This window comes from Rhizobium sp. S96 (assembly GCF_030382195.1).
Lineage (GTDB): Bacteria > Pseudomonadota > Alphaproteobacteria > Rhizobiales > Rhizobiaceae > Rhizobium.
The window spans coordinates 1-25,873 of record NZ_JAUDRY010000004.1; the positions used below are offsets into that span (position 1 = coordinate 1).

The 25,873-nt window shown below is 60.0% G+C and carries 33 protein-coding genes; 17 read left to right on the forward strand and 16 right to left on the reverse strand.

From position 1 onward, the window contains the following. Positions 1–153: 153 nt before the first annotated feature. Positions 154–750, reverse strand: coding sequence for an NAD(P)H:quinone oxidoreductase type IV (gene wrbA, locus QTL94_RS04680; protein WP_065694195.1), 597 nt, complete (start codon positions 748–750; stop codon positions 154–156). Then, positions 743–973, reverse strand: a complete 231-nt coding sequence (locus tag QTL94_RS04685) for a hypothetical protein (protein WP_162764249.1) — start codon at positions 971–973, stop codon at positions 743–745. Before QTL94_RS04685 ends, wrbA begins: the two co-directional genes overlap by 8 nt. A gap of 71 nt (positions 974–1,044) precedes the next feature. On the opposite strand from QTL94_RS04685, the gene QTL94_RS04690 reads away from it, so the two are divergent. From QTL94_RS04690 to QTL94_RS04715, 6 genes are all read left to right on the forward strand, one after another. Continuing rightward, on the forward strand, positions 1,045–1,815 hold the full coding sequence (locus QTL94_RS04690; protein WP_289800773.1) for a competence/damage-inducible protein A: 771 nt from the start codon (positions 1,045–1,047) through the stop codon (positions 1,813–1,815). A gap of 103 nt (positions 1,816–1,918) precedes the next feature. After that, positions 1,919–2,761 carry a universal stress protein gene (locus QTL94_RS04695; protein WP_289800774.1) on the forward strand — a complete coding sequence of 281 codons (843 nt, stop codon included), beginning with the start codon at positions 1,919–1,921 and terminating at the stop codon, positions 2,759–2,761. Positions 2,762–2,944: 183 nt separating this feature from the next. Continuing rightward, positions 2,945–3,442, forward strand: coding sequence for a xanthine phosphoribosyltransferase (gene gpt, locus QTL94_RS04700; protein WP_065694192.1), 498 nt, complete (start codon positions 2,945–2,947; stop codon positions 3,440–3,442). A 192-nt stretch (positions 3,443–3,634) separates the two neighbouring features. Continuing rightward, on the forward strand, positions 3,635–4,222 hold the full coding sequence (locus tag QTL94_RS04705) for a hypothetical protein (protein ID WP_289801052.1): 588 nt from the start codon (positions 3,635–3,637) through the stop codon (positions 4,220–4,222). A 591-nt stretch (positions 4,223–4,813) separates the two neighbouring features. Next, entirely contained in the window at positions 4,814–8,635 is a 3,822-nt protein-coding gene (locus tag QTL94_RS04710; RefSeq protein WP_289800775.1) for a vitamin B12-dependent ribonucleotide reductase, read from the forward strand. Between the two features lie 220 nt (positions 8,636–8,855). After that, on the forward strand, positions 8,856–9,038 hold the full coding sequence (locus QTL94_RS04715; protein ID WP_065694190.1) for a YegP family protein: 183 nt from the start codon (positions 8,856–8,858) through the stop codon (positions 9,036–9,038). 162 nt (positions 9,039–9,200) lie between these two features. Here QTL94_RS04715 and QTL94_RS04720 read toward each other — a convergent pair whose 3' ends face one another. Continuing rightward, positions 9,201–9,380, reverse strand: a complete 180-nt coding sequence (locus QTL94_RS04720; RefSeq protein WP_289800776.1) for a hypothetical protein — start codon at positions 9,378–9,380, stop codon at positions 9,201–9,203. Positions 9,381–9,416: 36 nt separating this feature from the next. On the opposite strand from QTL94_RS04720, the gene QTL94_RS04725 reads away from it, so the two are divergent. Further along, complete coding sequence (locus QTL94_RS04725) at positions 9,417–10,247, forward strand: alpha/beta fold hydrolase (RefSeq protein WP_065694189.1); 831 nt, start codon at positions 9,417–9,419, stop codon at positions 10,245–10,247. Between the two features lie 103 nt (positions 10,248–10,350). Here QTL94_RS04725 and QTL94_RS04730 read toward each other — a convergent pair whose 3' ends face one another. Then, positions 10,351–10,524: a hypothetical protein gene (locus QTL94_RS04730; protein ID WP_289800777.1), complete on the reverse strand. Its 174-nt coding sequence runs from the start codon at positions 10,522–10,524 to the stop codon at positions 10,351–10,353. A gap of 471 nt (positions 10,525–10,995) precedes the next feature. Here QTL94_RS04730 and QTL94_RS04735 point away from each other — a divergent pair, with 471 nt between their 5' ends. Next, positions 10,996–11,322 (forward strand): hypothetical protein, encoded by a 327-nt coding sequence (locus QTL94_RS04735; protein WP_065694188.1) that lies wholly within the window; start codon positions 10,996–10,998, stop codon positions 11,320–11,322. Positions 11,323–11,419: 97 nt separating this feature from the next. Here QTL94_RS04735 and QTL94_RS04740 read toward each other — a convergent pair whose 3' ends face one another. The 3 genes from QTL94_RS04740 to ftsZ all read right to left on the reverse strand — a co-directional run bounded on the left by QTL94_RS04740 (position 11,420) and on the right by ftsZ (position 13,739). Continuing rightward, positions 11,420–11,623, reverse strand: a complete 204-nt coding sequence (locus QTL94_RS04740; RefSeq protein WP_289800778.1) for a hypothetical protein — start codon at positions 11,621–11,623, stop codon at positions 11,420–11,422. Positions 11,624–11,693: 70 nt separating this feature from the next. Then, the gene (locus QTL94_RS04745) at positions 11,694–12,542 is read right to left on the reverse strand and encodes an oxidoreductase (protein ID WP_289800779.1); all 849 of its coding nucleotides are present in this window, start codon (positions 12,540–12,542) and stop codon (positions 11,694–11,696) included. 168 nt (positions 12,543–12,710) lie between these two features. Beyond that, positions 12,711–13,739, reverse strand: a complete 1,029-nt coding sequence (ftsZ, locus tag QTL94_RS04750) for a cell division protein FtsZ (protein WP_065694185.1) — start codon at positions 13,737–13,739, stop codon at positions 12,711–12,713. Positions 13,740–13,938: 199 nt separating this feature from the next. On the opposite strand from ftsZ, the gene QTL94_RS04755 reads away from it, so the two are divergent. Beyond that, positions 13,939–14,151, forward strand: a complete 213-nt coding sequence (locus QTL94_RS04755) for a hypothetical protein (RefSeq protein WP_113522445.1) — start codon at positions 13,939–13,941, stop codon at positions 14,149–14,151. Between the two features lie 87 nt (positions 14,152–14,238). After that, entirely contained in the window at positions 14,239–15,243 is a 1,005-nt protein-coding gene (locus tag QTL94_RS04760; RefSeq protein ID WP_289800780.1) for a ketopantoate reductase family protein, read from the forward strand. Positions 15,244–15,301: 58 nt separating this feature from the next. Here QTL94_RS04760 and QTL94_RS04765 read toward each other — a convergent pair whose 3' ends face one another. Continuing rightward, entirely contained in the window at positions 15,302–16,459 is a 1,158-nt protein-coding gene (locus QTL94_RS04765) for a pyridoxal phosphate-dependent aminotransferase (protein ID WP_289800781.1), read from the reverse strand. Between the two features lie 211 nt (positions 16,460–16,670). Here QTL94_RS04765 and QTL94_RS04770 point away from each other — a divergent pair, with 211 nt between their 5' ends. The 5 genes from QTL94_RS04770 (at position 16,671) to aat (ending at position 20,491) form a co-directional block, all read left to right on the forward strand. Continuing rightward, on the forward strand, positions 16,671–17,429 hold the full coding sequence (locus tag QTL94_RS04770; RefSeq protein ID WP_065694181.1) for a DsbA family protein: 759 nt from the start codon (positions 16,671–16,673) through the stop codon (positions 17,427–17,429). A gap of 144 nt (positions 17,430–17,573) precedes the next feature. After that, positions 17,574–18,011, forward strand: a complete 438-nt coding sequence (gene aroQ, locus QTL94_RS04775; RefSeq protein WP_065694180.1) for a type II 3-dehydroquinate dehydratase — start codon at positions 17,574–17,576, stop codon at positions 18,009–18,011. 22 nt (positions 18,012–18,033) lie between these two features. Next, on the forward strand, positions 18,034–18,510 hold the full coding sequence (gene accB / locus QTL94_RS04780) for an acetyl-CoA carboxylase biotin carboxyl carrier protein (protein ID WP_065694179.1): 477 nt from the start codon (positions 18,034–18,036) through the stop codon (positions 18,508–18,510). Between the two features lie 10 nt (positions 18,511–18,520). Then, a complete protein-coding gene (accC, locus tag QTL94_RS04785; protein WP_289800782.1) occupies positions 18,521–19,870 on the forward strand; it encodes an acetyl-CoA carboxylase biotin carboxylase subunit in 1,350 nt (449 codons plus the stop codon). Between the two features lie 6 nt (positions 19,871–19,876). After that, the gene (gene aat / locus QTL94_RS04790) at positions 19,877–20,491 is read left to right on the forward strand and encodes a leucyl/phenylalanyl-tRNA--protein transferase (RefSeq protein WP_289800783.1); all 615 of its coding nucleotides are present in this window, start codon (positions 19,877–19,879) and stop codon (positions 20,489–20,491) included. Positions 20,492–20,513: 22 nt separating this feature from the next. On the opposite strand, the gene QTL94_RS04795 is transcribed toward aat, so the two are convergent. The 6 genes from QTL94_RS04795 to QTL94_RS04820 all read right to left on the reverse strand — a co-directional run bounded on the left by QTL94_RS04795 (position 20,514) and on the right by QTL94_RS04820 (position 24,194). Further along, positions 20,514–20,942: a DUF2155 domain-containing protein gene (locus tag QTL94_RS04795; protein WP_065694176.1), complete on the reverse strand. Its 429-nt coding sequence runs from the start codon at positions 20,940–20,942 to the stop codon at positions 20,514–20,516. 102 nt (positions 20,943–21,044) lie between these two features. Continuing rightward, positions 21,045–21,443: an NADH:ubiquinone oxidoreductase subunit NDUFA12 gene (locus QTL94_RS04800; protein WP_065694175.1), complete on the reverse strand. Its 399-nt coding sequence runs from the start codon at positions 21,441–21,443 to the stop codon at positions 21,045–21,047. A 106-nt stretch (positions 21,444–21,549) separates the two neighbouring features. Further along, a complete protein-coding gene (locus QTL94_RS04805; protein ID WP_289801053.1) occupies positions 21,550–22,011 on the reverse strand; it encodes a GNAT family N-acetyltransferase in 462 nt (153 codons plus the stop codon). Positions 22,012–22,027: 16 nt separating this feature from the next. After that, the gene (locus tag QTL94_RS04810; protein ID WP_289800784.1) at positions 22,028–22,531 is read right to left on the reverse strand and encodes a GNAT family N-acetyltransferase; all 504 of its coding nucleotides are present in this window, start codon (positions 22,529–22,531) and stop codon (positions 22,028–22,030) included. A gap of 5 nt (positions 22,532–22,536) precedes the next feature. Next, positions 22,537–24,039 (reverse strand): Asp-tRNA(Asn)/Glu-tRNA(Gln) amidotransferase subunit GatB, encoded by a 1,503-nt coding sequence (gene gatB, locus QTL94_RS04815; RefSeq protein ID WP_065694172.1) that lies wholly within the window; start codon positions 24,037–24,039, stop codon positions 22,537–22,539. Next, positions 24,036–24,194 carry a hypothetical protein gene (locus tag QTL94_RS04820; RefSeq protein WP_158007300.1) on the reverse strand — a complete coding sequence of 53 codons (159 nt, stop codon included), beginning with the start codon at positions 24,192–24,194 and terminating at the stop codon, positions 24,036–24,038. The genes gatB and QTL94_RS04820 overlap by 4 nt, the downstream gene beginning before the upstream one ends. Before the next feature lie 11 nt (positions 24,195–24,205). Between QTL94_RS04820 and QTL94_RS04825 the strand changes: the two genes are divergently transcribed. Next, positions 24,206–24,493, forward strand: a complete 288-nt coding sequence (locus QTL94_RS04825; protein WP_502944103.1) for a DUF1294 domain-containing protein — start codon at positions 24,206–24,208, stop codon at positions 24,491–24,493. On the opposite strand, the gene QTL94_RS04830 is transcribed toward QTL94_RS04825, so the two are convergent. Beyond that, the gene (locus QTL94_RS04830) at positions 24,490–24,996 is read right to left on the reverse strand and encodes a GNAT family N-acetyltransferase (RefSeq protein WP_065694170.1); all 507 of its coding nucleotides are present in this window, start codon (positions 24,994–24,996) and stop codon (positions 24,490–24,492) included. The two genes, QTL94_RS04825 and QTL94_RS04830, sit on opposite strands and share 4 nt — an antisense overlap. Before the next feature lie 294 nt (positions 24,997–25,290). Here QTL94_RS04830 and QTL94_RS04835 point away from each other — a divergent pair, with 294 nt between their 5' ends. Continuing rightward, positions 25,291–25,548 carry a YjhX family toxin gene (locus QTL94_RS04835; RefSeq protein ID WP_065694169.1) on the forward strand — a complete coding sequence of 86 codons (258 nt, stop codon included), beginning with the start codon at positions 25,291–25,293 and terminating at the stop codon, positions 25,546–25,548. 30 nt (positions 25,549–25,578) lie between these two features. Here the strand turns inward: QTL94_RS04835 and QTL94_RS04840 are convergent, their stop codons facing one another. Beyond that, a complete protein-coding gene (locus tag QTL94_RS04840) occupies positions 25,579–25,845 on the reverse strand; it encodes a hypothetical protein (protein ID WP_065694367.1) in 267 nt (88 codons plus the stop codon). Positions 25,846–25,873 lie beyond the last annotated feature (28 nt).

A 25,873-nucleotide genomic window follows, 5' to 3' on the forward strand; every position in this document is an offset into this window, starting at 1 on the left:
TCTATGTCTCGGCCAGCATAACGGTCCAAGCACGGAGGTCTCTCAATCACAATGTAGAACACGTCCAGTCCTCCACCGAAGGTGGAGGTTTATTTTGCTTACAATAAAGGCGCGACCGTGAGGTCGCGCCCTTCAATGTATTGAACGTTCGGCTTAAGCGAGCTTGGCGGCAATCTTGGCGACGTGCGCGCCCTGATACTTGGCGGCTTCCAGCTCGACAGCAGACGGCTGGCGCGAGCCGTCGCCGTCCGTGATCGTGGAAGCACCGTAAGGCGATCCGCCCTTGATCTCGTCAACGCCCATCTGGCCCTGGAACGCATAGGGAAGACCGGCAACGATCATGCCCTGGTGCAGGAAAGTCGGGATGAAGCCGAGAATGGTCGATTCCTGGCCACCGTGCTGGGTTGCCGACGACGTGAATACCGAGCCGACCTTGCCGACCAGCTTGCCGGCAAACCACAGGCTGCCCGTCTGGTCCCAGAAGTTGCGCATCTGCGAAGCTACGGTGCCAAAGCGCGTGCCGGCACCGACGATGATGGCGTCGTATTCGGCCAGTTCTTCCGGCTTGGCGATCGGTGCCGCCTGATCGACCTTGAAATGCGAGGCCTTGGCGACCTCTTCCGGGACGAGTTCCGGAACCCGCTTGACCGTTACCTCGGCGCCGGCGGATTTCGCACCTTCGGCGACTGCGTATGCCATCGTTTCAATGTGACCGTAGGACGAGTAATAAAGTACGAGAACCTTAGCCATTTTCCTGGTTTCCTTCTTCGGTGATGCTGCTGGTGACGAGCTTGGCGTGCCAACCAGAATTCGTTTGATAAACTCGGTGATCATGCAAATTGCCTCGAAACGCATGGTGCGTGTGGCAAATAGCTATCGCAGGCGATTGAGTGCGGCCAGTCACGGCGCCGGAAACGGACTGTTCAATCATACTGGACGATGTCGGCCCCGCATTCACTTTTTTGCGATCCATACGAAGGCTTCCCGTCTCTTCCGTTTGGTATAAGTTTGGTGCCAAATCATCCGTGAAGATAGAGGCATTCAATGACCCAGATTGTGACAGCAGCGATCCTTGCCATCGGCGACGAGCTGCTTTCGGGGCGCACCAAGGACAAGAACATCGGCCACCTCGCCGATATGCTGCTTCTCGCCGGCATCGACCTCAAGGAAGTCCGCATCGTGGGCGACGAAGGGGATGCGATCGTCGACGCCCTGAACGCCTTGCGGACGAAGTACGACTACGTGTTCACATCTGGCGGCATCGGTCCCACGCATGACGACATCACCGCGGACGCAGTCTCCAAGGCTTTCGGCGTTGCTTGCGAGTACAATGAAGAAGCGATGATCCTGCTCGGCGACATGTACAAGCGCCGCGAGGTAGAGTTCACCGAGGCTCGCAAGCGGATGGCGCGCATGCCGGTCGGCGCGAGCCATATTCCGAACCCTGTTTCGACGGCACCAGGCTTCGTCATCGGCAATGTCTATGTGATGGCCGGCGTTCCGCAGGTCTTCCAGGCCATGGTCGATGCCGTGCTTCCGACACTTCGGACCGGTACACCGGTCCTTTCGCTGGCCGTGTCGTGCCCTTATGGCGAAGGTGACATCGGCACGCCGTTGACGGCGATCCAGAAGGCACATCCGGAAACCAGCATCGGCTCTTACCCGCGCTATGTCGGCCAGAAATTCTCTACGGAGATCGTTGTGCGCGGGCGCTCCCAAGAGCTTATCGATGCCGCTGGTGCGGACGTCCGGGCGATGATCGAAACCATTCGCAGGGAACGAGAAACGCTCGAAAACAGTTCTGCGGAGGCATAGACTTTCACGCGAGCCAACCGCCCATGATCTGGGTCAAGGAGACACACGCCGACAAGGAGCATTGCTTATCCAAAGCCGATTTTAGCCGCGCAAGGAGAAACTCATGTCTTACAAAACGATACTCGCCATTCTCGATACGGCCGACAATTGCACCGCGGTCGCCGATTTCGCCTTTGCGATCGCTGCCGCCAACGACGCGCATGTGATCGGCCTTCATGCCGAAACCATTGCCGTTGTGCCTCTCGTCGCCCCTATGGAGATACCGGATCCCGTAGCGGTCCAGGCGCTGCAGGATATGGCGCATTCGGAGACGGTGGACATCGAGCGCATCGTTCGCCGCAAAGCCCAGACCGAAGGCATTTCCTTCGAGTGGCGCAGCTTCGCCTCCTCTACCGGATATGGCTCCGCCCCGCTGATCGAAAGCGCACGCAGCGCCGACCTTCTGATTGCTTCGCAGGCCGACCCGGCCAAGCCGTCGGACAGCCATGTGGACGTGAACAACGTCCTTCTCGACAGCGGCCGACCGGTGCTGATGATCCCCTTCGTCATCCGCAAGCCGAAGCCGATCAAACGCGTGCTGATCGCCTGGAACGGCTCCAAGGAAGCCGCGCGCGCAACCTTCGACGCGCTGCCTATACTCAAGGCAGCCGATGAGGTGGAGGTATTTTCGGTCGATCCGGTTGACAATGCGCTCCAGTCCGCGGCCGTGGCAGGTGCGGAGATCGCAGCCACGCTTGCCCGGCACGGCGTCAAGGTGACGCTTGCAACGGCGACGACCACCGACAGGCACGCATCGACCGCGATCGAGAACCGGTTGTCGGACAGCAGCATCGATCTGCTGGTCATGGGCGCTTATACGCATTCGCGCCTTTGGCAGCTGATTTTCGGTGGAACCACGAAGACCCTGCTCCAGTCGATGACGGCCCTGACGCTGCTTTCACGATAGGATCAGCATGGGGCTTGCGTTTTAGCCCCAAATTCCGCTAATTGCGACGACCGACGACGCCTCCGGCCCCGGTCCTTCCATCGCGCAGTTTCGGCTGCGCGATTTGCGTTTGACCGAAACGGCGGAAGAGCGTCCGGCCGCCGGCAACCGGCGTGTCATCACTTCATGCCGCGGAGCAAGCCAATGTCCCTTCCCGATAAAGCCTTCCCTGTTTCCTGGGATCAGTTCCACCGCGACGCCCGCGCCCTTGCCTGGAGACTTGCCGGCCTGAAGCGCGACTTCAAGGCGATCGTCTGTATTACCCGAGGCGGCCTCGTGCCGGCAGCGATCATCTCGCGCGAGTTGAACATTCGCCTGATCGAGACGGTCTGCGTCGCGTCCTATCATGACTATGTGAACCAGGGGGAGATGGTGCTCCTCAAGGGTATTGCGTCCGAACTTTTGGCCGATGGCGGCGAAAGCGTGCTTGTCGTCGATGACCTGACCGACACCGGGAAGACCGCCTCGGAAGTGCGAACGCTGCTGCCGAAAGCCCATTTCGCCTGCGTCTACGCCAAGCCGCAGGGTGTTCCGACGATCGATACCTTCGTCACGGAAGTCAGCCAGGATACCTGGATCTACTTCCCGTGGGACATGGGCTTCACCTACCAGGAGCCGATCTCCAAGGGTAGCCGCGGCTAAGCCGCATCGCCGGCACGCAACGATAAGGTTGGAACAACCATAAATTGTTCCAATCTTTATTTACCGATATTCGGAAATCTGCTGTCCGCGGGATCGCGGACGCCTTATTGTCAGCTGGCATTCCGGTGCGGCAGAGGCGCTGCCCGGACGATACCTCTGGGGCACGGTCGCAAACGCGATGCTGGGATGGATATGACGCGTTGGCGCTACGTCGGCATGATTGCAGCTGCTGCTATCCTGTTCCACTCGACCCCCTATCCCGCATATTCCGAGCCGGCCTATGTGTCGGTCGTGCGGGAATATGTTGAAAAGCGCATTAAGCCGATCATCGCCGCGCCGATCGTTCACAAAGCCATAGAAGAGCAGAACGCCAAGTTCGGTGATGTCAGCGACATGGACGTCAGGGTGCTGGACAACACCTATCGCTCGGAGATCCAGACGGGCCAATGGCAAATGGTGAAGGGCCTGCTCGGCAAACCTGTGTCGCGCTACCTCAAATCCAAGCAGGATGATTCGCAGGGCACGATCGTCGAGATCTTCGTTGCCGATCGCCACGGGCTGAATGTCGGGCAAAGCGTCGCTACCACGGACTACTGGCAAGGCGACGAAGACAAGTTTCTCAAGACCTTCGCGCGCGGCTCGGACGAGGTCTTCATCGACCGGGCCGAGCGGGACGAGCAGACACAATTGCTGGAAACGCAGGCGAGTTTCATGATCAGGGGCGACGACGGACAGCCGATCGGCATCGCCACGGTGACGATCGCGATCGACGCTCTTTGAGCATATTTGCGACGACGAATCGCAAGGCGTATTTGGACGCGAAAAGCCACCCCGAAAACTGCAATCTAGACGATTTTCTTCCGTTTTGGCTTTTTGACTTACGCTTGCCGCAGCAACCCATTGAAATTCCAGAGCGACTCGCTTTTCCCCAGTCTCCACAGGCCGATCCACAATATCTTGTGGTGAACACTTCATTAAAAACCACCCCTTGACGGAATCGCCTCTTTTCAACTTAATGACATTCGATGTTGCGGCGGCTGCCGAACCGGAAGTAACGAGGCCGGTTCTCATCAAAAATCGAGCGTAGAATCAGGGCTTTGCATCCATGACGGGATGCCGGCCATGAGGGGCTTCGTGTGCGATTTTTGACCTCCAAAAAACAACATCCGGGGCTGGCGATAATAAGCTGTTAATACTATATTTAGTGTTTGCAGCCACCATCACCACAAGATACAGGAAAGACATCTCCGGATGACACTCCTGTGACGGTACGGAAACGAGAACTGGCTGCGCTCTTCCCGGCGTAGCCGGACGTGGAAACTTGCGCCTTGGTCAACGGGGACGGGGCGCGCGAGCTAGAGGTTAAGGCAAATGCGCATAGAACGCCGATTTACGAAGGCAGATCAGGGCGCTTACGCGGCTATTGAATTCCGCAAGGCGACCAGCGAGATCAAGAACCCGGACGGTTCGATCGTATTCCGCCTCGAAAACATCGACGTTCCTGCGCAGTTTTCGCAGGTTGCCGCCGACATTCTGGCGCAGAAGTATTTCCGCAAGGCCGGCGTCCCTGCCCGTCTGAAGAAGGTTGAGGAAAACGACGTTCCGTCCTTCCTGTGGCGCTCCGTTGCCGATGAAGCTGCCCTGAAGGAACTCCCGAAGGATCAGCAGTACGGCTCCGAAACCGATGCGCGCCAGGTCTTTGACCGTCTTGCCGGCACCTGGACCTACTGGGGCTGGAAGGGCGGCTATTTCTCTTCCGAGGAAGACGCTCGCGCATTCCGCGACGAACTTGCCTATATGCTTGCCACCCAGCGCGTTGCCCCGAACTCGCCGCAGTGGTTCAACACCGGCATGCATTGGGCCTACGGCATCGACGGCCCCGGCCAGGGCCACTTCTATGTCGACCCCTTCACCGGCAAGCTGACGAAGTCGAAGTCGGCTTACGAACATCCGCAGCCGCATGCCTGCTTCATCCAGTCCGTTGAAGACGACCTCGTCAACGAAGGCGGCATCATGGACCTGTGGGTTCGCGAAGCCCGCCTCTTCAAGTACGGCTCCGGCACCGGCTCGAACTTCTCGTACCTCCGTGGCGAAGGCGAAAAGCTTTCCGGCGGCGGTCGTTCGTCGGGTCTGATGAGCTTCCTGAAGATCGGCGACCGGGCTGCCGGCGCGATCAAGTCGGGCGGCACCACGCGCCGCGCGGCCAAGATGGTGGTTGTCGACATCGATCACCCGGATATTGAAGAATATATCAACTGGAAGGTGAAGGAAGAGCAGAAGGTCGCTGCCCTCGTCACCGGCTCCAAGGTCGTTGCCAAGCACCTGAAGGCAATCATGAAGGCCTGCGTCAACTGCGAAGGCGACAACGGCGATTGCTTCGACCCGAACAAGAACCCTGCCCTAAAGCGCGAAATCCGCGCTGCGAAGAAGGACCAGGTTCCGGAAAACTACATCGGCCGCGTCATCCAGTTCGCTCGCCAGGGCTACAAGGACCTCGAGTTCAAGACCTACGATACCGACTGGGATTCGGAAGCCTACCTCACGGTTTCGGGCCAGAACTCCAACAACTCGGTCTCGATCAAGGACGACTTCCTGCGCGCTGTCGAAAACGACGGCGACTGGAACCTGACCGCCCGCAAGGACGGCAAGGTCATGAAGACCTTGAAGGCACGCGACCTGTGGGAATCGATCTCCTATGCCGCATGGGCATCGGCCGATCCGGGCCTGCACTTCAACACGACGATGAACGACTGGCACACCAGCCCGGCTGCCGGCCCGATCCGCGCGTCGAACCCGTGCTCGGAATACATGTTCCTGGACGACACGGCCTGCAACCTTGCCTCGCTGAACCTCATGCAGTTCAAGGATGCGGCTACCAAGCGCATCAACATCGGCGACTACGAGCATGCTGTTCGCCTCTGGAGCGTCGTTCTCGAAATCTCCGTGATGATGGCTCAGTTCCCGTCGAAGCGGATTGCCGAGCTCTCCTACGAATACCGCACGATCGGCCTCGGCTACGCCAACATCGGCGGCCTGCTGATGTCGTCGGGCATTCCCTATGACAGCGACGAAGCCCGGGCCATCGCAGGCTCTCTGACCGCGATCATGACCGGCATTTCCTACGCCACCTCGGCCGAGATTGCCTCCGAGCTCGGACCGTTCCCGATGTTCGCGCCGAACCGCGAGAACATGCTGCGCGTCATCCGCAACCACCGCCGCGCCGCTTACGGCGAGACCTCAGGCTATGAAGGCCTGTCGATCAACCCGGTCGCGCTCATCCACTCCGAGAACCCGGACCAGGATCTGTCGGCTCACGCCAAGAGCGCCTGGGACAAGGCTCTCGAGCTCGGCGAAAAGCACGGCTACCGCAACGCCCAGGCAACCGTCATCGCGCCGACAGGCACGATCGGCCTCGTCATGGATTGCGACACGACCGGCATCGAGCCTGACTTCGCGCTGGTGAAATTCAAGAAGCTCGCCGGCGGCGGCTACTTCAAGATCATCAACCGCGCCGTTCCGGAAGCCTTGCGCACGCTCGGCTACTCCGAGAGCCAGATCGCCGAGATCGAAGCCTACGCTGTCGGCCACGGCAACCTGAACCAGGCACCGGCAATCAACCCCGGCTCGCTGAAGGCCAAGGGCTTCACCGACGAGAAGGTGGAAGCCGTCAACGCCGCGCTGAAGTCGGCCTTCGACATCAAGTTCGTCTTCAACCAGTGGACACTCGGCGCCGACTTCCTGAAGGGCACGCTTGGTGTCACCGACGAACAGCTCGGCGACATGAGCTTCAACCTGCTCGAGCACCTCGGTTTCTCGAAGAAGGACATCGAGGCGGCCAACGTTCACGTCTGCGGCGCGATGACGCTGGAAGGCGCACCGTTCCTGAAGAACGAGCACCTCGCCGTCTTCGATTGCGCCAATCCGTGCGGCAAGATCGGCAAGCGTTACCTCTCGGTGGACAGCCACATCCGCATGATGGCTGCGGCCCAGCCGTTCATCTCGGGTGCGATCTCCAAGACGATCAACATGCCGAACGACGCGACGGTCGACGATTGCAAGAGCGCCTACATGCTCTCCTGGAAGCTCGGCCTGAAGGCAAACGCTCTCTATCGCGACGGCTCCAAGCTGTCGCAGCCGCTGAATGCCTCGCTGATCGAAGACGAAAGCGATGAGGACGCACTGGAGGATCTGCTGCAGCAGCCGGTCGCCGCTCAGGCCGTCACCATCACCGAAAAGATCATCGAGCGTGTGGTCGAGCGCGTGACCCGCGAACGCGAGAAGCTGCCGAACCGCCGCCAGGGCTATACCCAGAAGGCGGCCGTCGGCGGACACAAGGTGTACCTGCGCACCGGCGAATTCGGCGACGGCCGCCTCGGCGAGATCTTCATCGACATGCACAAGGAAGGTGCGGCCTTCCGTGCGATGATGAACAACTTCGCCATCGCCATCTCGCTCGGTCTGCAGTACGGAGTGCCGCTCGAAGAATATGTGGAGGCCTTCACCTTCACCAAGTTCGAACCGGCCGGCATGGTCATCGGCAACGACGCGATCAAGAACGCCACGTCGATCCTCGACTACGTGTTCCGCGAACTCGCCGTCTCCTACCTCGGCCGCCACGACTTGGCGCATGTCGATACGTCGGACTTCTCGAACACGGCACTCGGCAAGGGCATCCAGGAAGGCAAGACGAACCTCGTATCGACCGGCTGGACCCGCGGCTACAAGCCGACGCTGGTTTCCAACGGCGAACGCCAGGCATCCGGCGAGCCCAAGGGCTCGGCCACGGCAGCCCCTGCCCGCGCCACCTCGACCGCGACAGTCACCTCGTTTGCAGGTGCAGCTGCCCGCAAGATCGAGCCGACGACGGCTATTTCCACCTCCGAGATCGTCGCCTTCAAGCGCGACTACGAGGAACGCGCCAGGGAACTGGCCGAAGAGATCGCCGAAGAAGTGATCGAAGAAGTCGTCAGCGAGAGCCAACAGCAGGCAACCGCTCTCTTCTCCGACAAGGCCGCCGCGGACGCCGCTTCGGCCAAGACGGAAGCCAAGAAGCTTGAATCCGAACGCCGCGCGCGCTCGATCATGCAGGGCTACACCGGCAACATGTGCTCCGAGTGCCAGAACTTCACAATGGTGCGCAACGGCACCTGCGAGAAGTGCGACACATGCGGAAGCACCAGCGGCTGCAGCTGATCGGAGCTGACGATACAGATTCGACAGGAAATGTCGGATCAACATCAAGCTGAAATACGGAAAGAGCGGCCGTTTGGCCGCTCTTTTGCGTTTTGCCTGCCACATAGACCCAGCACAACCGCCTCAACCCACGCCATCACCATGAGTTGCAGTCAGTTCGTGGAGGCGTGCCTGCGAATCGCTTAGCCATTCCCCTATTCGCACGAAAATGGAGGGAAGCATGGCAAGCTGCGTCGCAACCAATGGGGATAGGTGGGAAGTCTATAGCGGAACGGATGGCTGGCGCTGGCGGCGCACCGCTTCGAACGGCCGCATCGTCGGAGCATCGTCGCAAGGCTATTCCAACCGCAGCGACTGCATCGACAACGCAAGACGCAATGGCATGACCTGCAATCCTGCGTGACGCCTAAGGCCCAATCGGGAGGTTGGTGCGACCAGCGCGCCGATCTCCTGAGGCCTGCTATTCCAGCGGCGTTGTCCATTCACGGGTTCGTTGTTTGCGGATCGTTCCGTGGTGGCGCGAGAATTCGGCGAGGCCGGCGCGGCGGCGTTTCTGTTTGTGCCGTCATTCGCCAAAACGGCATCTTCCCTTCTTGATGATTTGCATCACATTACCGTTGGCCTGAAGCGCCGCTAACGCCACGTCATGATGATGACGTAGGACGGTAGCGCGGGCGAGCCAGGTCCGGCCGGGATGCGTCACGATATTGGCGCAGGCCGGGCGCTCGCGTGCCATCGATGCCATGAACGTAAATCACAGTCACAAAGAGGGAACGTTACCATGCCATTCATCAAGACCGCCGACGGAACTGAGATCTTCTACAAGGATTGGGGTGCGGCCAACGCCCAGCCGATCGTCTTCCATCACGGCTGGCCGCTGAGCGCCGACGACTGGGATGCGCAGATGATGTTCTTTCTGAACAAGGGCTACCGCGTGATCGCCCATGACCGGCGCGGCCACGGGCGTTCGAGCCAGACATGGCAGGGCAACGAGATGGACACCTATGCCGCTGACGTTGCCGCTCTTACCGATGCACTCGATCTCAAGAACGCCATCCATGTCGGCCACTCGACCGGCGGCGGCGAAGTTGCCCACTATGTCGCGCGCGCCAAGCCCGGACGCGTCGCCAAGGCTGTGCTGATCGGCGCCGTGCCGCCGATCATGGTGAAATCGGACAAGAACCCGGGTGGTCTGCCGCTCGAGGTTTTCGACGGCTTCCGTGCAGCACTTGTCGCCAATCGCGCCCAGTTCTTCCTCGATGTGCCGGCGGGCCCGTTCTACGGGTTCAATCGTCCGGGTGCCAAGGTCAGCCAGGGTATCATCGAGAACTGGTGGCGGCAGGGCATGATGGGCGCCGCCAAGGCGCACTATGATTGCATCAAGGCCTTCTCCGAGACTGACTTTACCGAGGATCTGAAGAACATCACGGTGCCGACGCTTGTCATGCACGGGGATGACGACCAGATCGTTCCCTATGCCGATTCCGCGCCGCTTTCGGTCAAGCTGCTGAAACACGGAACGCTCAAGACTTATGCCGGCCTGCCGCACGGCATGTGCACGACGCATCCCGACGTCATCAACGCCGATCTCCTGGAGTTTTTCCTGGATTAAGGTCTCTACGACCGGCGGCCTGGCTTCCGCCAAGGGGCAAGGCTGCAACATCTGGACCAGAGAAGGCAGGCGGAGTGAGCTCCCCGTCTGCCGCTTCCGTTGCTTAGCGTACGTCGGTCTCTTCGGCAGGCGCAGCGTCTGGCTGCGGCAGTTCTTCCGCGACCTCTTCGGCAACGGCTGCGAGATCCAGATTTCCCCAGATCGACGCGGACTGGCGACGCTCCTGGCGGCGGGAGGTTTTGACTTCGACGACGAACGGCTTCGACTGAGCGCGCATGGGGTTCCTATTGCGAGGCGTTGAATGATTCCATCAACGCTCCGAGCGTATGGAGCGTTCCGCACTTGCGCAAGATCATACGCAACATGGAATCCAGCCTCGCACAGGCCAAAGCGGCAGTGAACACGCATCGGGCGAGCTGCATCCCAGCGTTTCAATCCAGATGAAACCTCCACGCAAATTCCTGCGAAAAGTTCTTGAAGGAATGATCGATGTCGATTACCTACCGCGTCACCGAACTGATGGCGCCCGGGCTGTGGCCTGAGCAACGTCTGGGCGGCAAAAATCCCAACTCGCGAAGATGCACTGGCAGCGGCCACACAAGCCGCAGAGCGATATGCGCTCGCTGGCCAGCTTGCCGACATTAAATATCAGCGTGCGGACGGCACGTGGACAACGGAACGGTCGAACGGAGGCGACCGCCCCGAAGCCGATGTCGTCGATCACGCCAAGGAATGAAAAAGACTACGAATGACAATCAAAGAACGTTTTCTCAAGCAGCAGCACGCCTGGATGATCGGCGCGTGCTATTCCCGGAAGCATCCTGATTTTCATCGTTACGGGGGCGTCGACGTCTCCGTCGCGCCGCGATGGAAAGAGTGCTTTGATACCTTCGTCAACGACATGATCGATACCCTTCCCCGCAGCCTCTCCGAGCGCCGTATGGCGCTTCGCAACCCGCGGCGCCCTTTTGAACCGGGCAATGTCGAATGGGTTTTCGCAAGCAAGCATCGCGGCCTGCGCGCACCTGATGGAACACTACCCGATGCCTCAGAGGCGCGCTCGCGCCGAGCCTGAGATAACTTGCCAATCGCCTATCGTCGGCTTATGCCGCCGGGCGGGCCATTCAAAAGGGTCGCAGATCGAAATCGATCTTCGGCCCTTTTCCATTTCTTCAATGCCGCCTGCTTCGGGTATTCCTCACTACGATCAGGACGGCAAGACCGGCGACCACGGCGACAACGCCCCAATAGGCCCATTTGGTCTGGGCAATCATGAAGCTCTCTGCGGGATAGGGGAAATAGCCGGTCCCCTGCCCGATCCAGAGCAAGCCGACGAGGATCAGCAGCCATCCAAGAAACCGTGAGATGATCGTCATAGGCGTCCTTCCGCGATAATCTTTGCATATCCCAAGCAGTGATAAAAACGACCGACAGTATGGGCGCCACCTAGGCCTTCGGGAAGTCTGCCCCGAGGCTCGTCTCCCGCCACTCTTCGATCAGCGCCAGTCGCTCCCGCAACTTGTTCGTGACGTTGTTGTAGCCGAGTTCACCCAGCACCAGGTGCCGCGGCGGATTGTCGACTTCGGTGATGCGGATCATCGCCTGAGCGGCGCGCACGGGGTCTCCTGCTTGTCTGCCGCTATATTCCGCAGTCTGCTGCATGCGGGAGCCACCTGTCTCGGCATAGTCGGCGATCCTGCTCTTCGTCTGACGCAGCGAGCGACCAGCCCAATCGGTCCGGAACGGTCCGGGTTCGACGCACGTGACCTTGATGCCGAGCGGCTTTCCTTCGGCGTAGAGCGCGTCCGAAAAGCCTTCGACAGCATGCTTGCTCGCTGCGTAGTAGCCGGAGCCCGGAAATCCGATGAAGCCGGCAACGGAGGTAATGTTGATGACGTGCCCGCGGCGGCGCGCGCGCATGCCCGGCAGGACGGCTCGCGTCATGGAAAACAGCCCGAAGACATTGGCTTCGAACTGATCGCGGATTTCCTTGTCGTCCGCCTCCTCGATGGTCGACTGGTAGCCGTATCCGGCATTGTTGACCAGCACGTCGATGCGGTCGAACCGATCCTGCGCCGCCTTCGCGGCAGCCGTCACCTCAGTGGGATCGGTGACGTCGAGATCGACCGCCAGCGCATTTTCTTCATGGCCAGCCACGAGATCGGCGACGCGCGCCTTGTCGCGGGCGGTCACGACCGTTGGCCAACCACGAGCGATGGTGAGCGTTGCGAGTTCCCGGCCAAAGCCGGTGGAACAGCCGGTGATGAACCAAACTGGGGAAGCGTCTTGGGACATGGGATCTTCCTGATGTGTCGGGAGCGCCTTGTGCGGGCGGAAGGGAGCACCCACGGATCTAGGGCGGACACACCCGATTTCCAGAACAGCGACACGAGGTTGGCCGAACGCAAAAAGACCGCGCGTTCGGCAGAGCGCGCGGTCCTGGAAGATGTCGTCAAGCAGAGCTTATTGCAGCGTGCGCGGCGCGAAGTCCTGTCCCGGTACTGCACCCGTCTGAACCGCCGTACCCGTCTGTGCGCCATCGAGGCCGGTGGCCACGACCGAGACGCGGAATTTGCCGTCGAGATTGCGGTCAAAGATAGCGCCGACAACGATATCGGCGTCATCCTGAACCTCGTCGCGGATGCGGCTTGCGGCTTCGTCGACTTCGAACAGCGTCATGTCTGAGCCGCCCGAGATCGAGATCAGCACGCCCTTCGCGCCCTTCATCGAGATGTCGTCGAGCAGAGGGTTGGCAATCGCAGCCTCGGCTGCCTTCATCGCGCGCTCCTCGCCCGAGGCCTCGCCGGTGCCCATCATCGCACGACCCATGCCGCGCATGACCGATTTCACGTCGGCGAAATCGAGGTTGATCAGGCCTTCCTTGACGATCAGGTCGGTGATGCAGCCGACGCCGGCATAAAGTACACGGTCGGCGGTCATGAAGGCATCGGCAAATGTCGTCTTGGCGTCGGCAATGCGGAAGAGATTCTGGTTCGGAATGACGATGACCGTATCGGCAGCCTGGCGTAGCGCCTCGATGCCGACATCGGCCGTCTTCATGCGACGGTTGCCTTCAAAGGTGAAGGGCTTGGTGACGACGCCGACCGTCAGGATGCCGGCGTTGCGCGCAGCCTGCGCGATTACAGGTGCAGCACCCGTGCCGGTGCCGCCGCCCATGCCCGCGGTTACGAAGCACATATGCGAGCCGGCAAGGTGATCCATGATCTCATCGATCGACTCTTCTGCCGCGGCGCGGCCAACCTCCGGCAGCGAACCGGCTCCGAGACCCTCGGTCACGTGTGCGCCGAGCTGAATGCGGCGCGACGCCTTCGAGGTCGCCAGTACCTGCGCATCTGTGTTTGCGGCGATGAATTCCACGCCTTCCAGGCTTTCCGAAATCATGTTGTTGATGGCATTGCCGCCACCGCCACCGACGCCGATCACCGTAATTCTCGGCCGCATTTCGGAAATCCCGTTCTTGGCGTTCGTCATCGCAATCTCCTTCGTGCGCTTTTCCTGCCGGCTCCGCCTCATGTCGGGGGACCGAATCGAGCATTAGCCTAGGTGCGCAAGAAGGCAGAGCCGGGGCGAAAGAACAAGATCCCGCTTTTTCCAAAGTTTATCCGGAACCTTTTTTGCACTTCGCGCATTGCAATGAATCATGCCTGACAGAGAGAGGAGAATCGCCGCGATGCCTATGCCAGCCTCCCGACAGTCCATAGCCCCTCCCTATGACCATATCCTAACAGCCCAGGAGGCTCTCGAACCGCTCTTCCTTGAGATCGAGGCCGAAGCGGAAGTCAGGATGATTGCGGCTGCAATTCGCGCGGGATGGTCCGCCGAAGACGCGGTCGCGGCAATCGATGAACTTCGCCGCAACGAACTTCTGCCGCGCGAGCATTAGGCTCGCCCGGTTGCACCAAAATATCATTCGCCTTCCCGGCTCGATGACCTATGTCTACGCGGTCAACGATCGCGTAGAGCATGCTTCATGTCCATCAAGAATATCTGCGTTTTCGGAGCGGGTGCGCTCGGTGGGGCGCTGGCGGCGAAGCTCGCTGCCTCGCACGGTAGCGAGATCACCGTGTCCGTCGTTGCTCGCGGAAGCCACCTCGACGCAGTCCAGCGCAAGGGACTGACACTTTTCACTGCAGGCGCAGAAGTCCCGGTAACGGCGCAGGTGATTGCGACCAACGATCCTTCAACCCTCCCGAAGCAGGATCTGGTCATCACGGGCCTCAAGGGGCACCAGCTCGGACCGGCCGCAGAGGGCATGGCGCACCTGCTCAAGGATGGAACCCGTGTCCTGATGATCCTTAATGGCATCCCCTGGTGGTACTTCCACCGTGAAGGCAGCCTCCATGCCGAGCGCCAGTTCCAGGAACTCGATCCGGGTGGAAAGCTGTGGAAGCTGGTCGGGCCACAGCGCATCGTCGGCTGCGTCGCCCATCAAGGCGCTGAAGTCAGCCAGCCTGGAGAAATCAGACTGAGCAATGAGGGGCATTTCATTCTCGGCGAGCCATCGGGCGAACTCAGCGCGGATCTGAAGGACATCGAGTCGCTGTTTGTGCGGTCGAACATTGGCGTTAGGCTATCGCAGCGCATCCGCGACGACATCTGGAGCAAGCTGATGGGTAACGCATCGTTCAACCCGATCAGCGCCCTTACGCGTTCGCTGATGTCGGATCTGATGGCGGACGACGCTCTTCGCACGCAGATCGGCAAAGTGATGACGGAAGTCAAAGCGGTCGGCGAAGCGCTTGGAGCCAATGTCGGCATGTCGGTCGAGCAACGGCTGGAACAGGCCCGGCAGATCGGTCCGGTGCGGACTTCGATGCTGCAGGACCTGCTTGGAGGCAAAGCGCTGGAGATCGTGCCGCTCGTCGGAATGGTCGTCGTGCTTGGCCGAGTAGCAGCGGTACCGACGCCAGTATCGGAAACGCTGTTCGCGCTCGTATCACAGCTGGACCGGGAAAATTGCCGGGCCGGAACCTAAGCCTCGCAAGCTAAGAAAATGATTCCGGAAACGGCCGCAGCTCGTTGAAAAAAACTCTTTACTTCAACCAGCCTGCGATCCGTTCGACCGCCTCGACAATCTCCGCCTCAGAGCCCGCATACGACATGCGCATCGACCTGTTGCCCTCCAGGGGATCGAAATCGAGGCCCGGCGTCGCGGCGACATCGATCTCCGCGAGCATCCGTCGAGCGAAAGCCATGCTGTCATTGGTGAAGCGCGTGACGTCAACATACGCGTAAAACGCACCATCCATCGGCGACGCGATGGAAAGGCCGATTTCCGGCAGCCGGCGCATCAGGAACTCCCGATTGGCGGCATAGCTCTTTTTGTAGACATCCAGCTCGGCGCCGGCGCCAAGCGCTGCCGCTGCGGCAATCTGGGAAAGCTCCGGTGGCGATATGTAGAGGCTCTGCGCGACACGCTCGATCGGCCGAACGAGCCGGTCCGGCAGCACCATCCAGCCGATGCGCCAGCCGGTCATGCAATAATATTTGGAGAAGGAGTTGATGACGATCGCTTCGTCGGTAAGTTCGAGCGCGCTGGTTTCCTCGCCGGCGAATGTGAGGCCGTGATAGATCTCGTCGGAAATGAAGGCGATCGAGTTTGCCGCGCAATAGTCGGCAAGCGCCTTCAGCCCTTCGCGACCAGTGACAGTGCCGGTCGGGTTTGCGGGGCTCGCCAGCAAAACGCCCTTGAGCCGCACGCCACTCTCCGCCTGAGCGGCTTCGAGACTTTCCGGCGTCAGCGTAAAATGCGTCTCTGCCGTGACCGGCACCTCGATCACCTTGAGGCCGAGCGCTCCGAGGATATTCCGGTAGGCAGGGTAACCGGGGCGCGCGATCGCCACCGCATCGCCGGCGTCGAACAGCGACAGAAACGCCAGATTGAAACCCGCCGACGACCCGGTCGTAATCGCGATCCTGGCCGGATCGATCTCCAGCCCGTGCCGGTCGCGATAGTGCCATGCAAGAGCGTGCTTGAGGCGCGCAATGCCAAGCGCATCGGTGTACCCGATCTTGCCTTCCTTCAACGCTGCCCGTGTCGCCTCCAGCGCAGCCTGCGGTGCGGGGTGCGACGGCTGCCCGACCGCCATGGAGATGACAGGGTGACCGCTGGCACGCCGCTTTGTCGCTTCCGCCAGAACATCCATGGCATGAAACGGCTCGACTTCGCTGCGTTTGGAAATGGAAAACACGTTCGCTTCTCTCTTGGCGTTGCTCGCGGCCCGACAATTGCCGCATTAATCCGTTCATCACAATCCCGCGATTGACGCACGGATGCTAAAATTCCTGTTTAAAGACAGCGGGAGGCACCGTAATTTGCCGCTTCGCGTCTCTACCTTGTTAACCGGGCAATGGTATCCGGTGACCGGAACGACGCACATAGCTTCCAAGAACGAGGATATAATGGCCCTTCTCCCAAAAATCTTCACCGCGCTGGCGCTGACCGCCTCCGTCGCCGCCGCCTACCCGGCCGCAGCTCTCGACGATGCGCAGAAGAAGGAGTTCGGCGAGTTCATCAAGCAATATCTCATCGAGAACCCTGAGATCATGCTTGACGTGCAGGATGCGTTGCAGAAGAAGCAGGATGCGGCACGACTGGTCAAAGCCAATGCGGCCATCTCCGACAACAAATCGACGATCTTCGATGCAAAATATGACATGACGATCGGCAACCCGAAGGGCGACGTCACCATCGTCGAGTTCTTCGATTACAACTGCGGTTACTGCCGCCATGCGCTTGCCGACATGCAGAGCATGCTCGAGAAGGACAAGAACGTTCGCTTCGTGCTCAAGGAATTCCCGATCCTCGGACCGGAGTCGGTTGCAGCCCACAAGGTGTCCGACGCCTTCCGTAAGCTTGCGCCTGAAAAGTACAGCCAATTCCACATCGCGCTTCTCGGCAGCGACGGCCGCGCCGATGAGGCCAGCGCAATCGAGGTCGCTCAGTCGCTCGGCGTCAGCGAAAAGCAGATCCGTGCGGAGATGGCAAAAAGCTCCAGCGAGAAGTCCGTGCAGGAGACCTACCAGCTCGCGCAGAGCCTCGGCATTACCGGTACGCCCTCCTATGTGATCGGCAACGAACTGGTCCAGGGTGCCGTCGGTTTCGACGACCTTGAAGCCAAGGTGAAGAACATGCGCAGCTGCGGCAAGACGAGCTGCTGAGCCGTCGCTCATCAAATCGCCAAAATCGAAGCGTTTCAGCCATGTGGACAAACATGGAGCGATTCCGGCTGGCTTTTCCAAAGGGCTTTCATTAGGCCCTTGGTGAGTCTATAGGTTCCCCTCGCACCTTTGATGGAACATTCGATGACGCAAACAATATTGGTCCTGAACGGCCCCAACCTGAACATGCTGGGCAAAAGAGAGCCGGGCATCTACGGCGGCAAGACCCTTCTGGACATCGAGACGGATTGCAAGGCCGCCGGGCGAGAGCTTGGCGTCGAGATTGATTTCCGTCAGAGCAATCACGAAGGCACGCTCGTCGATTGGCTTCACGAGGCCAACGACAATGCAATTGGCGTGGCAATCAATGCCGGCGCCTACACGCACACCTCCGTTGCGCTTCACGATGCGATCCGCGCTATTTCCATTCCGGTTGTAGAGCTCCATATCTCCAACGTTCACGCGCGGGAAGAATTCCGCCACAAGTCGATGATCGCGCCTGCTGTAAAGGGCGTCATCTGCGGCTTCGGACCATATAGCTATATCTTGGCGCTCAATGCGCTGAAGAATCTGACGGCATAAAAAGAAGACAGGGCAAACACTCATGGCTGAGAAGAAAAACGGTATCGATCAGGCGCTGATCCGCGATCTGGCAAACATCCTCAACGACACGGATCTGACTGAAATCGAAGTCGAACAGGAAGATCTCCGCATCCGCGTTTCGCGCGCTGGCAACACGCAGTATGTCCAGGCGCCGATCGCGGCACCGGCCTACGCCGCGCCTGCGGCTGCCCCCGCGGCACTTGCTGCTGCTCCGGCTGCCGCTGCTGCACCGGCCCGCAACCCGGCCAACACCGTGAGCGCGCCGATGGTCGGCACCGCCTACATGGCACCGGCTCCGGGCGCACGCGCCTTCATCGAAATCGGTGCGACGGTCAAGGAAGGCCAGACGCTCCTCATCATTGAAGCGATGAAGACCATGAACCAGATCCCTGCGCCGAAGTCGGGCAAGGTCACTGAAATCCTCGTCGAGGACGGCAGCCCCGTCGAATACGGCCAAGCTCTCGTAGTCGTCGAATAAGGCGGGCGTCATGGTCTCGAAAATCCTCATAGCCAATCGCGGGGAAATCGCCCTTCGCGTGCTTCGCGCATGCAAGGAGCTCGGCATCCCCTGCGTGGCGGTTCACTCCACGGCTGACGCCGATGCGATGCATGTGCGCCTTGCCGACGAAAGCGTCTGCATCGGCCCGCCGCCTTCGCGCGACAGCTATCTGAACATCCATCAGATCGTGGCTGCCTGTGAGATTACCGGCGCCGACGCGGTCCATCCGGGCTACGGCTTCCTGTCGGAGAACGCCAAGTTCGCCGATATTCTTGAAGCGCACGGCATCACGTTCATCGGCCCGACCGCTGACCACATCCGCATCATGGGCGACAAGATCACCGCCAAGACGACCGCCCAGGAACTCGGCATTCCCGTCGTTCCGGGTTCGGACGGCGAAGTGAAGACCGAAGAAGACGCGCTGAAGACAGCCGCCGAAATCGGTTATCCGGTCCTGATCAAGGCAACGGCCGGCGGTGGTGGACGCGGGATGAAGGTGGCAAAGTCCGCCGACGACCTGATCGAAGCCTGGTCCACGGCCCGTACCGAAGCGGCAGCCGCTTTCGGCAACGAAGCCGTCTACATGGAAAAGTACCTCGGCAAGCCGCGCCACATCGAAATTCAGGTGTTCGGTGACGGCGAAGGCAATGCGATCCATCTCGGTGAACGCGACTGCTCGCTGCAGCGCCGCCACCAGAAGGTCTGGGAAGAAGCAAACTCCCCTGCTCTCAATGTCGAACAGCGCATGAAGATCGGCCAGGTCTGCGCCGACGCCATGAAGAAGCTGAAGTATCGCGGCGCCGGCACGATCGAGTTCCTCTACGAAAACGGCGAGTTCTATTTTATCGAAATGAACACCCGCCTGCAGGTTGAGCATCCGATCACCGAAGCCATCACCGGCATCGACCTCGTGCACGAGCAGATCCGCGTCGCTTCCGGCCGCGGCCTGTCCGTGACGCAGGATGAAGTGCACTTCCATGGCCATGCCATCGAATGCCGCATCAACGCCGAAGACGCACGCACCTTCGTGCCCTCGCCCGGCACGATCACGCACTTCCACGCCCCTGGCGGCCTGGGCGTTCGTATCGATTCGGGTGCCTATCAGGGCTACAAGATCCCGCCTTACTACGACAGCCTGATCGGCAAGCTCATCGTGTTCGGACGCACCCGCGTCGAGTGCATGATGCGCCTGCGCCGCGCGCTCGACGAATTCGTCGTCGACGGGATCAAGACGACGCTGCCGCTGTTCCAGGATCTGGTCGACAACCAGGACATCGCGAACGGCGACTATGACATCCACTGGCTGGAAAATTATCTGGCCAACAGCAAGCCCGCGTAACATGTGATGGCAGGATCGCGCAGGAAGTCTCCAGGCATAACCCCGGAAATACTCCTGCGCGCCTATTCCATCGGGCTTTTCCCGATGGCCGAGTCGGCAGACGATCCGGAAATCTTCTGGGTCGAGCCCGACCTTCGCGGCGTCTTGCCGCTGGATGAATTCCATGTTTCCAAAAGTCTCGCGAAAACGGTTCGCCAAAAGCCGTTCGACATCCGCTTCAACCATGATTTCGACGCGGTGATCGCCGCCTGCGCCGCCGAGACGACAGATCGGCCGAGCACCTGGATCAACGACACGATCAAGCGGCTCTATTCCACACTACACCAGATGGGCCATGCCCACTCTGTCGAAGCCTGGGATGGAGACGAATTGGTGGGCGGCCTTTACGGTGTTTCGCTCGGTTCGGCCTTCTTTGGGGAAAGCATGTTCTCACGCAGGACGAATGCCTCGAAGATCTGCCTGGTCCACCTCGTGAACCGATTGCGCGAGAAGGGCTTTACCCTGCTCGACACGCAATTCACGACAGAACATCTGAAGACCTTCGGCGCGATCGACGTTCCGAAAGACGAATACGCGCACATGCTCTCAGCCGCGATGGACTCGCGGCATCTGGAACTCTGATTCCCGCTAGACTCTCAGGAAATTACTTGGGCGCTTCCGGCGCCGGCACGTCGGAGGTTGCCTTGCAATCCTTCAGCCAGACGTCATAGATCGGATGCTCGACGGCGTTGAGGCCGGGGCTGTCGGCAAACATCCAGCCGGTGAAGATACGGCGAATCTTGCGGTCCAGGGTGATTTCGTCGACTTCGACGAAGCCGTCGATCTTCTGTGCCTCAGCCTGATCACGGGAATAGCATGCCTTCGGCGTTACCTGCAGCGCGCCGAACTGGACCGTCTCGTTTACGTAAACATCGAAGGTGGTGATACGGCCCGTGATCTTGTCGAGACCGGAGAAAACGGCGACAGCGTTTTCGATGCGGGCGGCAGATGCCGCCTGCGGCAGGAAGGACGTACCAAGCGCCAGGGCCAAGCCTGCGACACGCAGCACGTCTTTCCGCATGAAAAGCTTCATATCTACCTGTCTCCGCCGCAAGTCAAAATCAAAGGCCGCAGTCTCTGCGGCCACCTGCGGGTAAAGGTCAATTGTGGCCAAAAGCCGAGCCGAACGGACTGCTCAGTTGCCTGGCGTCCATGCATCGTAGTCGCCGGTGACGCGCGGACGCTCGCCCGGAACGACGAGGGAGCCCGGCGGGCGGTAAGCCTGCGACGAACCGGTCGGGTTTGCGCGATGCGGCTTCTGCCATTCCTTGGCGACGTAGTTTTCCTGCGACGGCGGCGTGTTGGTGCGGTGATGCATCCAGCCATGCCAGCCCGGAGGAATTGCGGAGGCTTCGGCATAACCCTTGTAGATCACCCAGCGCTTCGGCAGACCGTAGGAAGACATCCCGCCTTCGTAATACACATTGCCCAATTCATCCTGGCCGACGCGCTTGCCGAAACGCCAGGTCGCAAAACGCGTCCCGATCGTCTGACCGTTCCACCAGGTGAAGATTTGCAGGAGGAGATTCTTCATGTCTTTTCCTTGAGCTTGCCAAAGGGGGCGAGCGGGACCAGAATTCGATCCAACGCTTATGCCGTCAGGAGGCGTGATTGTCCAGTGATTCCAGAGCCACAGCTGGTCATTTAAGAGCCATCTTGAAGCCTAGATGTGAGGGTTTGAAGCCGAGGCGTTCATAGAAGCGGTGCGCATCCTTACGCTCGGCGTTCGAGGTCAATTGAACGAGCCTGATGCCGCGACCTTTTGCCTCCGCGATCACCCATTCGATCATGAATGCACCGATCCCCTGGCCGCGCATGTCGGCGCGCGTCTGGACCGCCTCGATGATCATTGCGGACGAACCGCGGCCGGTGAGCGACGTCGTGATGATCGTCTGAAACGTGCCGACCACCTCGCCCGCACGCTCGCAGACGAACAGGGTCTGATCGGGCGATGCAGCGATGATCTCGAAAGCCCTGAGATAATCAGGAAGGGCCTCGGTAGCCACGGTGTCGCCGTGTCCACCCATATCGTCTGCGGCAAACATCGCGATCAGGGCCGCGAGGTCGTCTTTTCGGGCTTCCCGGATGGTCGTCTGAATCATTGTCATGATGAGTGCATCAATGGGCTTCGAGCGGCTTTTCCAGAATCAATGTCGCGATTCCGGATTGACCGGGGCCATTGTTTTCGTTGCGACCGGCATCGACAAATCCGTGCGCCCGATAGAATGCGATTGCCGTGTCGTTCCTCGGCTCGACTTCCAAACGCATGATCTCAGCGTCCGGAAAGCAGGTCTCAAGCTCCGCGAAAATCTCGCGACCGATGCCCTGCCGATGAAGAGTCGGCTGAACATACAGCAAATGCAGCATGACCGTCTTCGTCATCTCGTCCGACATAGCGGCATAGCCGACGCCGCCGATATGCTTTCCGTTGTCGGCGACCAGAAACTCGGCGTTCTTCTTCACCAGCCGCGCCTGCAGCGCCGCCGGGGAAAAAAGGTGGGCGATAAGCTCGCTCACCTTCGCTTCGCCGTAGAACCCCGCATAAGCCGAGCGAAACGCTTCAACCAGCAGAACGCGAACCTTGTCGAGATCACGTTCGCTGGCGGTGCGCACGAAGTACACGGGCCTTACTCCTCGATGCCGAGCTTCGCCTTGACGAGCGCCTGAACCGCCTGCGGGTTGGCTTTGCCGCCGGTCGACTTCATCACCTGGCCGACGAACCAGCCGGCGAGAGCAGGCTTCGCCTGAACCTTGGCGACCTGATCGGGATTGGCGGCGATGATCTCATCGACAGCCGCCTCGATGGCGCCGGTATCCGTAACCTGCTTCATGCCGCGGGATTCGACGATCTCCGCCGGATCGCCGCCTTCGGCGAGCACGATTTCGAAGACATCCTTGGCGATCTTGCCGGAGATGGTTTCGGCCTTGATGAGATCGATGATCCCGCCGAGCTGGGCCGGAGAAACCGGGGTCGTCTCGATATCCTTGCCGATCCTGTTCAGCGCGCCCAGCAGGTCGTTGATGACCCAGTTGGCGGCCATCTTGCCATCGCGTCCTTCAGCCACGGCCTCGAAGTAGTCGGCGATCGCCTTTTCGGAGACGAGCACCGATGCGTCGTAGACCGACAGGCCGAGCTCGCGCACGAAGCGCTCCTTCTTGTCGTCGGGCAGTTCCGGCAGATCGGCTGCAAGAGCCTTGACGAAGGCGTCGTCGAATTCGAGCGGCAGCAGGTCCGGATCGGGGAAGTAACGATAATCGTGCGCGTCTTCCTTCGAACGCATGGAACGCGTCTCGCCCTTGTTGGGGTCGAAGAGACGGGTTTCCTGATCGATCGTGCCGCCTTCCTCCAGAATGCCAATCTGGCGACGGGCTTCGTATTCGATCGCCTGACCGATGAAACGGATCGAGTTGACATTCTTGATTTCGCAGCGCGTGCCGAAGCCTTCGCCCGGGCGGCGCACGGACACGTTGACGTCGGCACGCATGGAGCCTTCGTCCATGTTGCCGTCGCAGGTGCCGAGATAGCGCACGATGGAGCGCAGCTTGGTCATGTAGGCCTTCGCCTCGTCCGACGAGCGCATATCAGGCTTGGAGACGATTTCCATCAGGGCGACGCCCGAACGGTTCAGGTCGACATAGGACATGGTGGCGTGCTGATCATGCAGCGACTTGCCGGCGTCCTGTTCCAGGTGGAGGCGCTCGATGCCGATCTCGATGTCCTCGAACTGGCCCTGACGGTCCGGTCCGAGCGAGATCACGATCTTGCCTTCGCCGACGATCGGATCCTTGAACTGCGAGATCTGATAGCCCTGCGGCAGGTCGGGATAGAAGTAGTTCTTGCGGTCGAAGATCGAGCGGTTGTTGATCTGCGCCTTCAGCCCGAGGCCGGTACGAACTGCCTGGCGAACGCACTCCTCGTTGATGACAGGCAGCATGCCGGGCATGGCGGCATCGACGAGCGACACGTTGGAATTCTGCGGCTTGCCGAATTCGGTCGACGCGCCGGAGAACAGCTTCGAATTGGACAACACCTGCGCATGGACTTCCATGCCGATGATGACTTCCCAATCGCCAGTGGCGCCGGGAATGAAGCGTTTCGGATCAGGCGTGCGAACGTCGACAAGGGTCATGAGATGCTCTTTTTAAAGCTGTTCTTTTCAAGTGGTGAGGTAAAGGAAATGGCTTTCCGGTGCAAGGCTTTCAGCACGTTGCGCGTGCCCGCATCGACGCCGCGGGGGATTTTTTGGTTGTTAACCGCAAGCCCGATACAGTCCGCCAATGCCATCACCCGAGATCATGAAATTAATCGCAGTGTTTGCGGCGTGGAATGCCTTCGTGTTCGCAGCCTACTTCGTGGATAAACAGGCAGCACGTCGCGACCAACGGCGGATCAGCGAGAAGACGCTGCTGACATTCGCATTGCTTGCGGGCACACCCGGCGCGATAACCGCACAACAGCTGCTGCGTCACAAGACGCGCAAGGAGCCTTTCCGGTCGCTTCTGATGGCCATTGCGATGCTTCACCTCCTGATCGTCCTTGCGATCATTTCGGGCGTCGCCGGCAGGATGCTTGGCCTGTTCTAGAAGCCGCCGTAGGCGCCGTCGCCTTCCGTTGTGAGCGATTTCGACAGGCCGACGGATGGTACATCGCGGTCCAGCTTCGGATTATAGGCAATGGAAAGCCAGTGAATGACGTAGTCATGCTTCTTGAAAAAGCCGATCGCCTCGGCGTTTTCGGCGTGCGTCTGCATCATGACCTTGTCCAGCCCCTGCTCCGCGACCTCCTTCTCTACCGAAGCGAGAAGTGCGGAACCCAAGCCGTGGCCGGTGAAGGAAGGATCGATCCAAAAGTCGGAAATGTTCTCGTCCAGGTCCTCGCGGGCGGCCCAGCCCGCAACATGGCCGTTCCACTCGACGACGGTGATCGTCAGCCAACGGGTCTGCGCAAAATTCAGAAAAGCGTTGCGTGCAGCAGACGCCATCGCATCCGCTTCGCCGATGGGCGCCATCACCTTCTGCCAAGCTCGCAGCCCAATCTCGCTTAGAAGCTCTGCTTCTCCCTCATGGGCATTGCGAATATGGATCAAGCAAACCTCCGCGCTGGCAACAAAAGTAAAACACCGAATCGGGCCGTTTCAAAGCCTTGCATCACCTAGAGCTGATCTTATCCTGTACAGTGCCGCGGACGGAACGCTTGACGCGGAAAAAACGGCCGACTATCAAATCCCCATGTTGAGCTCGTCATCAGAGACCCGGTAAAGGCCCTGCCCGCAAGTTTTCTTGCGCGCATGGGCCCGAAAAAAACGAAGCCCTGACGTCCGCCCCGGACGTCAGATCGTTTTTGTGCGCCGTTTCAGGCGCAAGACCGGATCAACATTTCCATGGACATTTCACGCACGGAGCAGCGCATCCTGCACCTGTTGGCCCAAGGTGGCCGCATCGAAATCAAACGCGACGACAGAAGAAAGCTCGAGACCGTCAGTTGCTTCACCCGCGACGGCTGGATCTACCCCGGCTTCGACATCGACCTCTTCCGCAAGCTGAAGCGGCTGAAGGCGATCAGATCGCAGACGGGCCAACCCTATCGTATCACCGAGCGGGGACTTAGGCTCGTCAGAGCACAACTCGACAACCGATGAACAGGAAACGGCGCCTCAAGGGCGCCGTTTTCATTTCAGCAATGCCGGGCGCATGGCAGCCCATTCGTCGGCGAAAGAGCCGGCAGCAACCGGCTTGCCCGCCTGCCGATACCAATAGCCGGCGTTCCACTCGTCACCTTCGATGCGGTGACAGAGCGCGTGGCCCCAATCGAACGGCTGTTCGCCTTCGTGCGCCTGGCAGATGTCGTGCACGGCCTTCCACTCGGCTCCCATCGCAAAATCCGCGGCGGCCAGATGGTCGAAAGCCTCAACAAGCGCTGCAATCTGCGATGCCATGGTCACCTCCTCCGCTTCGCGCATCCAA

What these genes read in the sequence shown, in the direction of transcription:
- aroQ (WP_065694180.1), top strand. Translation starts at nt 17,574, where the DNA reads ATGACGCAAACAATATTGGTCCTGAACGGCCCCAACCTGAACATGCTG.
- accC (WP_289800782.1), top strand. Translation starts at nt 18,521, where the DNA reads ATGGTCTCGAAAATCCTCATAGCCAATCGCGGGGAAATCGCCCTTCGC.
- QTL94_RS04685 (WP_162764249.1), bottom strand. Translation starts at nt 973, where the DNA reads ATGGATCGCAAAAAAGTGAATGCGGGGCCGACATCGTCCAGTATGATT.
- QTL94_RS04710 (WP_289800775.1), top strand. Translation starts at nt 4,814, where the DNA reads ATGCGCATAGAACGCCGATTTACGAAGGCAGATCAGGGCGCTTACGCG.
- QTL94_RS04825 (WP_502944103.1), top strand. Translation starts at nt 24,206, where the DNA reads ATGAAATTAATCGCAGTGTTTGCGGCGTGGAATGCCTTCGTGTTCGCA.
- QTL94_RS04690 (WP_289800773.1), top strand. Translation starts at nt 1,045, where the DNA reads ATGACCCAGATTGTGACAGCAGCGATCCTTGCCATCGGCGACGAGCTG.
- aat (WP_289800783.1), top strand. Translation starts at nt 19,877, where the DNA reads ATGGCAGGATCGCGCAGGAAGTCTCCAGGCATAACCCCGGAAATACTC.
- QTL94_RS04755 (WP_113522445.1), top strand. Translation starts at nt 13,939, where the DNA reads ATGCCTATGCCAGCCTCCCGACAGTCCATAGCCCCTCCCTATGACCAT.
- accB (WP_065694179.1), top strand. Translation starts at nt 18,034, where the DNA reads ATGGCTGAGAAGAAAAACGGTATCGATCAGGCGCTGATCCGCGATCTG.
- QTL94_RS04715 (WP_065694190.1), top strand. Translation starts at nt 8,856, where the DNA reads ATGGCAAGCTGCGTCGCAACCAATGGGGATAGGTGGGAAGTCTATAGC.
- QTL94_RS04745 (WP_289800779.1), bottom strand. Translation starts at nt 12,542, where the DNA reads ATGTCCCAAGACGCTTCCCCAGTTTGGTTCATCACCGGCTGTTCCACC.
- QTL94_RS04770 (WP_065694181.1), top strand. Translation starts at nt 16,671, where the DNA reads ATGGCCCTTCTCCCAAAAATCTTCACCGCGCTGGCGCTGACCGCCTCC.
- ftsZ (WP_065694185.1), bottom strand. Translation starts at nt 13,739, where the DNA reads ATGACGAACGCCAAGAACGGGATTTCCGAAATGCGGCCGAGAATTACG.
- QTL94_RS04835 (WP_065694169.1), top strand. Translation starts at nt 25,291, where the DNA reads ATGGACATTTCACGCACGGAGCAGCGCATCCTGCACCTGTTGGCCCAA.
- QTL94_RS04705 (WP_289801052.1), top strand. Translation starts at nt 3,635, where the DNA reads ATGACGCGTTGGCGCTACGTCGGCATGATTGCAGCTGCTGCTATCCTG.
- gpt (WP_065694192.1), top strand. Translation starts at nt 2,945, where the DNA reads ATGTCCCTTCCCGATAAAGCCTTCCCTGTTTCCTGGGATCAGTTCCAC.
- gatB (WP_065694172.1), bottom strand. Translation starts at nt 24,039, where the DNA reads ATGACCCTTGTCGACGTTCGCACGCCTGATCCGAAACGCTTCATTCCC.
- QTL94_RS04805 (WP_289801053.1), bottom strand. Translation starts at nt 22,011, where the DNA reads ATGATTCAGACGACCATCCGGGAAGCCCGAAAAGACGACCTCGCGGCC.
- QTL94_RS04725 (WP_065694189.1), top strand. Translation starts at nt 9,417, where the DNA reads ATGCCATTCATCAAGACCGCCGACGGAACTGAGATCTTCTACAAGGAT.
- QTL94_RS04760 (WP_289800780.1), top strand. Translation starts at nt 14,239, where the DNA reads ATGTCCATCAAGAATATCTGCGTTTTCGGAGCGGGTGCGCTCGGTGGG.
- QTL94_RS04695 (WP_289800774.1), top strand. Translation starts at nt 1,919, where the DNA reads ATGTCTTACAAAACGATACTCGCCATTCTCGATACGGCCGACAATTGC.
- QTL94_RS04730 (WP_289800777.1), bottom strand. Translation starts at nt 10,524, where the DNA reads ATGCGCGCTCAGTCGAAGCCGTTCGTCGTCGAAGTCAAAACCTCCCGC.
- QTL94_RS04800 (WP_065694175.1), bottom strand. Translation starts at nt 21,443, where the DNA reads ATGAAGAATCTCCTCCTGCAAATCTTCACCTGGTGGAACGGTCAGACG.
- wrbA (WP_065694195.1), bottom strand. Translation starts at nt 750, where the DNA reads ATGGCTAAGGTTCTCGTACTTTATTACTCGTCCTACGGTCACATTGAA.
- QTL94_RS04720 (WP_289800776.1), bottom strand. Translation starts at nt 9,380, where the DNA reads ATGGCATCGATGGCACGCGAGCGCCCGGCCTGCGCCAATATCGTGACG.
- QTL94_RS04820 (WP_158007300.1), bottom strand. Translation starts at nt 24,194, where the DNA reads ATGGCATTGGCGGACTGTATCGGGCTTGCGGTTAACAACCAAAAAATC.
- QTL94_RS04735 (WP_065694188.1), top strand. Translation starts at nt 10,996, where the DNA reads ATGACAATCAAAGAACGTTTTCTCAAGCAGCAGCACGCCTGGATGATC.
- QTL94_RS04795 (WP_065694176.1), bottom strand. Translation starts at nt 20,942, where the DNA reads ATGAAGCTTTTCATGCGGAAAGACGTGCTGCGTGTCGCAGGCTTGGCC.
- QTL94_RS04740 (WP_289800778.1), bottom strand. Translation starts at nt 11,623, where the DNA reads ATGACGATCATCTCACGGTTTCTTGGATGGCTGCTGATCCTCGTCGGC.
- QTL94_RS04840 (WP_065694367.1), bottom strand. Translation starts at nt 25,845, where the DNA reads ATGGCATCGCAGATTGCAGCGCTTGTTGAGGCTTTCGACCATCTGGCC.